The organism is Coleofasciculus sp. FACHB-712 (assembly GCF_014695635.1).
GTDB lineage: Bacteria > Cyanobacteriota > Cyanobacteriia > Cyanobacteriales > FACHB-T130 > FACHB-T130.
This window is the reverse complement of the sequence record NZ_JACJOQ010000529.1, coordinates 1-6574: the sequence shown is the minus strand read 5'-3', so window position 1 is coordinate 6574 and position 6574 is coordinate 1. Positions and strand designations below refer to the sequence as shown.

Sequence of the window (6574 nt, the reverse complement as noted above, 5' to 3'; positions counted from 1 at the left end):
TTGCGTAAAACGGCTGGATCTAATCTTTCAGTTGTATTGCAAGTCATCAAAACCACTAACTTTTGCTTCGTATGAATTCCCGAATCATCAATTACGCTTTGATACAATGTTCCATCCAGTAAGCTCAAAATATGCTCCGTCTTATTATTATTTTGAGCAGCTTCAGAAGCGCGATTTTTGGCTAAATTATCCGCTTCGTTGATAATTAGACAAATTCGCTCTAAGTAACTTGGCGGCACAAAATTCTCAACCGCATCGTGATCCAGAATAAAAATCACATATCCGAGAGGCGCGAGAATTTCTTGTGCTACAGCTTGCGTCCAAGCAGTTTTCCCCGTACCCGGATCTCCGTGGACGAGAACCGCCAACTGGCTTTGGTCGAGAATTGCCTGCTGTACCGTATCGGTAAAGCTTTGAATATCGGCGGGAAACGACCGAATTGGAAATTCGCCGTGAATTTTTCCTACACGACTTTGGTAGCCACTCAGCATCACTGCAAGATTAAAAGTTGCTTTATTAATCAGTGGCGCTAGTTCCTTTGCCATTAGGGTATAGCGTCGCCGTCCCCGATCTAAATTTTCAATTTCTAGCCAAGCTTGCTGTTGAGGCCAATAGGCATAAACCGTGTTAATAATATCGAGACGTTCCCAGTTAACAAATCGATCTACCGGAAAATAAAAATATCGATCTAGATAATACTGGGTAATCATATCTGGACGACCCAATAATTCCAGAATTTTGAAAATCGTTATTTCCTGTAGCCGGTTGAGGACGTGTTCAATGGGAATGCTGTTACGACTGACAAATTGAATCACAGGCGAATCAACACTTAAAACGTCTTGGAAGCGATAATCTGGAGTTGGAGGATCTGGGGTAATATAATTCCAGAATTCATCAACTTCATATCGCGTACTTTCAGAAAATACATTTAAAATATTTGCCCACCAAGTATATTCGTTGCGACCCATTGCATCAGCAATATCGCTTGCTAAACCCAAAGTTTTCTGGCTTAGCTCTTTGGAATCGTTAAATACTAAATGCCAAAGAAATCCCCAGTCTATCTGCCGAGTCAAGGGTCGCCAACCTGCACCTAATAAGCCTTTAGCTTGCGGGTTTTTGTTGCCTGGATTGCTTTCGTCGTTTCCGAAATATCCCGATCCCATAGTTTCAGTTCTTCTTGCTTTGTGATGGAATGATGAGAAAGTAATGCGCTTAATTTTTTTCCAAGCTGCCATTAAATTTGTTGCAAGTATTCGGCTGGAACGCAATCCACCAACCAAACCCCATTTTCAGAACAGTAAAATTCATATCCTGCTTTGTGCATCGCCGCCGCATCTACAGCAAAAACTACTGGACGACCATGTCGTGCGCCGACAGTTTTTGCGGTGGAAATATCCTTCGATAGATGAACGTGGTGCCGCAACATTTTACACAGTCCTGTACTCAAAATTGATTCGACTGTACCCTGTCCTGTACCGTGGTATAACACATCTGGAGGAACAACGGCTTCTAGCTGCAAATCAACTTCTGTACTATGTCCTTGATTCGCCCGAATTAAGGTACCTGTTGAGTCAAAAGAAAAGCGTTTTTTGTCATTTTTAGCAACAACTTCATCAAGTTCAGCACGAGTAAGCATAAAAGAACGATCTGCACACGCTTTTAGAAGTTCATCGACAGCAACCCAGCCACCAGGTGCAAGTTCAAGACCAATGGCTTCAGGAGTATGCCGAAGATGCTTGCTGAGATATTTGCTAATTTTAACTAAGCGAGAATTATTCATTAAGTCGCTCTTTTTAGCTTAACAATACCAGTCATCTTCTAAATATCGCTTGACCAATCCTGCGTGGGATAAAGGACTCGATAAATCGTCTAAATCGCAGTTTGTTTCATAATCTAATAACAATACTGTTTGGTCTGCACTTAGCTGTTTGAGTTCCGCAAGTAGGTTCTGAAGGCGGTTCTCTAGTACCCATTTATACGATGGTAGGTAGATGGCACGACGGGCTTCTACATAGGACAATAATTTGTCTCCGGTTAAGCCTGTACGATGCCCTAGAACCTTGCCGAAAGTTCGTGTCGTGCGCTTGATCCCTTTCATATTAGCGATCGCTAGTTTGCCCGGATCTACATCCGCAGACTCAAAAACTTTTAATCCTTGCCAAATTCCTTCAACGGTATAGCTGAAGTGTCCTGGGGAAAAAGGAACGGGAATTCCACCATGCGGATAAAACGGGCTAAAGCGAATCCAAGGCTCGCTACTGCGCGAAGTTACGTCGAGAATCGTTGCTGCATCATAGCGTTTACGCAAAGTATCCAGGGATGTGCGGCGACTTTTTACAAAGAGCGGCATTGAGGGCTAAATGTGTAGAGACGCGATGAATCGCCTCTTGAGTCCTGAGTGGGAAAGAAGAAAGGGAAATTGAATATTTGTATTATAAGGTACTACAGGATGGTTGTGGCAGATTCCCGATCGTTTCTATTTTCCCAATCATAGGGGCGCACAGGCGTGTGCCCCTACTGCATTACCGTGCAATGAGTTTGATATTTGGCTAATGCAACTCAGTACCGTCTTTGCCGAGGAGGTAGCGATCGCTGCAAAAGAAGCAACGCGCAGAGAACAAAGGTTTAATAAAGAAGGAAATTAACACCGAGTTTGATGATGAACTTTGTGCTGAATACGACAGCGCTCAAATGCATGGGTATGTCAAGGGGAAGTATGTTGAACGTTACAAACAAAGCACTAACTTAGTATTGCTAGCACCCAATGTTGCTAAGGCTTTTCCAAGTGATGAAGCAGTGAATAAGGCACTATGACTTTTAATTAGATTTTCTAAATCTCATCTGGAAAATCTTGAGTAAAAAATAAATTTACCTTTGATTGAACTGAATGGCGGGCATTGCTTGCCAGGTAATTTTTTGCTCAAACTGGAAGCATCGATCTAAGTCAAGTGAAGTTAATATAAAAGCTTGGGTTGGTGGGCAATGCCATTCTACTCTGTGTAGGGATGTCGGGATTTTCGCGGGCAATGCCCACCCTACAAGAGATCGCGCTAAAAATGAAGCATTGGTACTGATGAGCTATATGACAAATCCAAATTCCCGACCATCAAATCATCCTTTAGCTACGCTAAATTATCTGTCTGAATCATTTGTTGATGATGCAACACCCTTGACTGAATTTGATTCAGGCGAGCCTCCAAAACCTCCGCGACGCAGACCTCCTACTGGAGCAGAGTTTGAGCCAACCTATCTGGGTAAAAGGATCGTCAACGTGATGGAAGAGTTGGTGCAAAAAGAGGCGCTCGCACAGTTGGCGGAAATTGAAGCCACAAGCGATTGCATCCAGAAGCTGAGAGATATTGTTGCCTATGTCTTGAATAGAGTGCCCCCTCTCTATGCCACCACAAAAGAAGGTGCCGAGTATCAGCAACAACGTGCCAGAGACGAACTCCAACAACTGATTTCCCAGCAAGTCACAGAAGCGATCGCCTACATCAATAGACCATAATTTTTACCATAACGACAAGCCAAGTCCCACTTTAAATTTAATTAGTAGGTTGGATTAAGGTAACGAAATCTAATACCCCTTCTATAGTTGGGTTGAGCGTAAGCTCAACCCAACTATATTCTTTGAGCAGTTACTTATCATCCCGTACTGGTAGCGGTGTCTCCAGAATTTCCATTAGCAACTCTAGACGCGAAGGACGAGACAAAAGCAGGATAAGATTCGGCAGCGAGTAGTAGTCACCCGCAAAGCTGAAAGTATCTACTTGCACCTGTTTTTCCTGTAACCGACGCTCCAGCCAATCGTAGGTTTCTATTTTTCTAATCATAAGAGCGCACACTCGTGTGCCCCTACACCTATATACCGTGCCATAAATTTGATACTGACTAATGCAACTCAGTACCGTCTTTGCGGAGGAGGTAGCGATCGCGTCTTATCTGTCTTCAAAACAGCGATCGCTCTTCTGTACCAATTTTGGCTCTAGCGATCGCGCAAAGGCTTATCCACCAAGCAATTTCTCTGTAAGATAGCTGCATCTGCTCCTAGAAGATAGATTTGTCATACGCGATGAAATAGCTAAAAACAAGGCGGCTAAACTTATACTTGAGCTGAGACTTCTGCAATCTGCAATCCTCCATCCCAAGTCAGCGTGACTCCATTTCAAAAATAGACACTATGACACTCAGTAGAGAGCAAGCGCTAGAAACCCTACAAACATATCTGGTCGCTGGAGAACGGCTCAAAGCCACATCATTCCTGGCGGATGCCTTGATTAATAACGGATTTGTTCAAGCCGCTGCCTTGTTTAACGATGCTCAAGGGAAAGAAATTGCCCCTGATGTTTGGATGTCAGCAATAACAACAATTGAAAATACCCCCGAAGGATCTGTAATCGATAATGTTTTGTACAGTCCACATAATTGCCACTTGATGGGCGTTTATCCAAATGAAGAAGATGACGAACCAGAGTTCACATACTCAATTGGACTTTGGTATAACTTTCAACACCCAGAAATCTTATGTCTGGGGCTTCCTAATCGCGTTTCAGGGGGACTGATTAACGAATACGCTCAGGAAATTGCCGAGGGGAATGCCCCACCTCTGGATACTCCTTTGGATGGCGTACTTGCCGACGGTTATCAGCTCCAATTTAAACTTTGTAGTAACAAGGCAAAAACAGAATACACCTGCTGGGCTTCCTGGTTTAACGGAGGTCTCCACTATCCTGTTATCCAGATGATTTGGCAAGACAAAGAATACCGCTGGCCTTGGGAAGAAGGGTTCCGCCCAATTCAAGCTCAACCCTTGCTAACCTGAGTTGTAGGGTTTGCTTGGCATAGCCGTAACTGCCTGTAGTTTCTTAGAGTAGTAAGGACGAATCCCAAGTTCATCGAGATACTGTTCCGGAATTACACTATCAATCGGAAAGTAGAACGCCAAATCCCCAGGTTTGAAATTACCCTTAGCAGTAATAACCTGATACGCCATCCCTTCAAACGTGCAAATGTCTAATCTGTCTGCATTTGGGTGAGGATTGGCGCTATTAATTTTGACTATTTCTACTTTAAAAATGCTCATGACAAATTTATTAAAATTTGAAATAAGTCTGAATTCTTTTTCCCTTTGCTTTAACGCGAAAAATTCGTTTTAATATTGCTAAATCATCGGGATGCTCTTCGCCAGCAATTTGCCATACGGCAAGGGCTACCACTTTGTACGCTGTCTGTATTTCGCTCATGGCATCTTTTTGGGATGAATATATTTTTGGCAAGGATTTGCCACTAGCGGCAAATCTACATTTATCGTTGATATATTTCACCGATAGCGAAACCTATGCAGTCCAGCGTAGGGTGGGCACTGCCCACCCTACTTTTTTTGTCAGGGTAAGTTTTTTAAAACCTACCCCTACTTGTCATCCCGGACTGGCAAAGGTGTCTCCAGAATTTCCATCAGCAACTCTAGACGCGAAGGACGAGATAAAAGTGGCATCAAGTTCGGCAACGAGTAGTAATCACCCGCAAAGGTGAAAGTATCTATCTGCACCTGTTTTTCCTGTAACTTGCGCTCTAACCAATCGTAGGAATAACCTACTTTGACGATGAGGACGCTTGGCTCTACTTTGAGATCGCGCTTGTAGGCGTCGAAAGTTTCCACAAAGTAGGGAGCTTTATTTTCTCCTCCGTCCGTCACCAGGATGATTTGCTCAACCAGCTGCTTTCTTAGGCGCATCGCTTCCAACCCGCAACCGATGCTGGTGGCACCGTTTGCCTTGATGTGCTGGAATGCCCGTTCCCAGTCACTCAACTGGTTCCCAGTCGCTTTGACGGGGTAAGGCATGGTGTCGAAAGCGTAGACGAATAAATCTGCCGCCGCCATACCGGAAATTAAAGCGGCAATGCGCTTTCCGACTTCGATGGCACTCTCCATCGAGCTAGATTTATCGACTAATAAGGCAGTCGGTTTGGCAATTTTGCCACGCTTTTTCACCTGTTCGTCCATGACGCGCTCTAACCGTGCAGCGGTATCGGCGTCTAATTCTGCCGCATCTGCTGCCACACGCGCCTTGAGAGCCGCTACTCGGACATCTCCTTGCGCTTTCTCCAATTTCTCGTCGATGAGTGCTTTTACCTGGGGGTTTTCCATCGCACCGCGAGTTTGGAGTGACTTGAGGTTATTAATCACCTCTTGGGGTGTCATGGAGTTAATTAGCGCGACTAGCACGGTAGGGGTCATCTGTTTGATGGCTCCCACTGCCACGGTGTAGGGGATTTTGTATTCTACAATCAGTTGCGCTTGCTCTAAGGGTGAGGATGCGATCGCCATCAGCTTCAGCGCAAACGCGAGGCTATCTTCTGGCGGGTTGTCCTTAAATAACACTGCATCCGCGCGATCGCTCGGTTTAATATGCAAGCTAGCATACAGGTGCTTCATCGCACTCCGTGCCCGGAGCGCTGCCCGATCGAAGAATACAGGATTTTTCTCCCGTTCCTTCAGATAGCGCCGCACCGCAGTTCGAGTAGAACGCGGCAACTTACCCCGGTGTTGCTTCAAGAAGTCTACAATCCGCGC

General features: G+C 44.8%; 10 protein-coding genes. 3 read left to right on the top strand and 7 right to left on the bottom strand.

The features are described 5' to 3' along the window. From H6F50_RS18180 to H6F50_RS18170, 3 genes are all read right to left on the bottom strand, one after another. Positions 1 to 1163, bottom strand: a 1163-nt coding sequence (locus H6F50_RS18180; protein ID WP_190429777.1) for an AAA family ATPase, incomplete at its 3' end; no start/stop codon positions are given. 71 nt (positions 1164 to 1234) lie between these two features. Beyond that, the gene (locus H6F50_RS18175) at positions 1235 to 1780 is read right to left on the bottom strand and encodes an RNA 2'-phosphotransferase (RefSeq protein WP_190429776.1); all 546 of its coding nucleotides are present in this window, start codon (positions 1778 to 1780) and stop codon (positions 1235 to 1237) included. An 18-nt stretch (positions 1781 to 1798) separates the two neighbouring features. After that, positions 1799 to 2350: a hypothetical protein gene (locus tag H6F50_RS18170; protein WP_190429775.1), complete on the bottom strand. Its 552-nt coding sequence runs from the start codon at positions 2348 to 2350 to the stop codon at positions 1799 to 1801. 723 nt (positions 2351 to 3073) lie between these two features. On the opposite strand from H6F50_RS18170, the gene H6F50_RS18165 reads away from it, so the two are divergent. Next, positions 3074 to 3508 (top strand): late competence development ComFB family protein, encoded by a 435-nt coding sequence (locus H6F50_RS18165; protein WP_242029099.1) that lies wholly within the window; start codon positions 3074 to 3076, stop codon positions 3506 to 3508. Between the two features lie 130 nt (positions 3509 to 3638). On the opposite strand, the gene H6F50_RS18160 is transcribed toward H6F50_RS18165, so the two are convergent. Then, entirely contained in the window at positions 3639 to 3833 is a 195-nt protein-coding gene (locus H6F50_RS18160; protein WP_190429779.1) for a hypothetical protein, read from the bottom strand. A 61-nt stretch (positions 3834 to 3894) separates the two neighbouring features. On the opposite strand from H6F50_RS18160, the gene H6F50_RS18155 reads away from it, so the two are divergent. Together H6F50_RS18155 and H6F50_RS18150 are read left to right on the top strand one after the other, a co-directional pair. Continuing rightward, positions 3895 to 4035, top strand: a complete 141-nt coding sequence (locus H6F50_RS18155) for a hypothetical protein (protein ID WP_190429774.1) — start codon at positions 3895 to 3897, stop codon at positions 4033 to 4035. Positions 4036 to 4180: 145 nt separating this feature from the next. After that, the gene (locus H6F50_RS18150) at positions 4181 to 4822 is read left to right on the top strand and encodes a DUF4262 domain-containing protein (protein WP_190429773.1); all 642 of its coding nucleotides are present in this window, start codon (positions 4181 to 4183) and stop codon (positions 4820 to 4822) included. Here the strand turns inward: H6F50_RS18150 and H6F50_RS18145 are convergent. The 3 genes from H6F50_RS18145 to H6F50_RS18135 all read right to left on the bottom strand — a co-directional run. Next, positions 4814 to 5083 (bottom strand): hypothetical protein, encoded by a 270-nt coding sequence (locus tag H6F50_RS18145; RefSeq protein WP_199292240.1) that lies wholly within the window; start codon positions 5081 to 5083, stop codon positions 4814 to 4816. The two genes, H6F50_RS18150 and H6F50_RS18145, sit on opposite strands and share 9 nt — an antisense overlap. A gap of 10 nt (positions 5084 to 5093) precedes the next feature. Further along, a complete protein-coding gene (locus H6F50_RS18140; RefSeq protein ID WP_190429772.1) occupies positions 5094 to 5324 on the bottom strand; it encodes a hypothetical protein in 231 nt (76 codons plus the stop codon). Between the two features lie 86 nt (positions 5325 to 5410). Next, a partial coding sequence (locus H6F50_RS18135; RefSeq protein WP_190429771.1) for a hypothetical protein occupies positions 5411 to 6574 on the bottom strand: 1164 nt, incomplete at its 5' end.

What these genes read in the sequence shown, in the direction of transcription:
- H6F50_RS18175 (WP_190429776.1), bottom strand. Translation starts at nt 1,780, where the DNA reads ATGAATAATTCTCGCTTAGTTAAAATTAGCAAATATCTCAGCAAGCAT.
- H6F50_RS18170 (WP_190429775.1), bottom strand. Translation starts at nt 2,350, where the DNA reads ATGCCGCTCTTTGTAAAAAGTCGCCGCACATCCCTGGATACTTTGCGT.
- H6F50_RS18165 (WP_242029099.1), top strand. Translation starts at nt 3,074, where the DNA reads ATGAGCTATATGACAAATCCAAATTCCCGACCATCAAATCATCCTTTA.
- H6F50_RS18160 (WP_190429779.1), bottom strand. Translation starts at nt 3,833, where the DNA reads ATGATTAGAAAAATAGAAACCTACGATTGGCTGGAGCGTCGGTTACAG.
- H6F50_RS18155 (WP_190429774.1), top strand. Translation starts at nt 3,895, where the DNA reads ATGCAACTCAGTACCGTCTTTGCGGAGGAGGTAGCGATCGCGTCTTAT.
- H6F50_RS18150 (WP_190429773.1), top strand. Translation starts at nt 4,181, where the DNA reads ATGACACTCAGTAGAGAGCAAGCGCTAGAAACCCTACAAACATATCTG.
- H6F50_RS18145 (WP_199292240.1), bottom strand. Translation starts at nt 5,083, where the DNA reads ATGAGCATTTTTAAAGTAGAAATAGTCAAAATTAATAGCGCCAATCCT.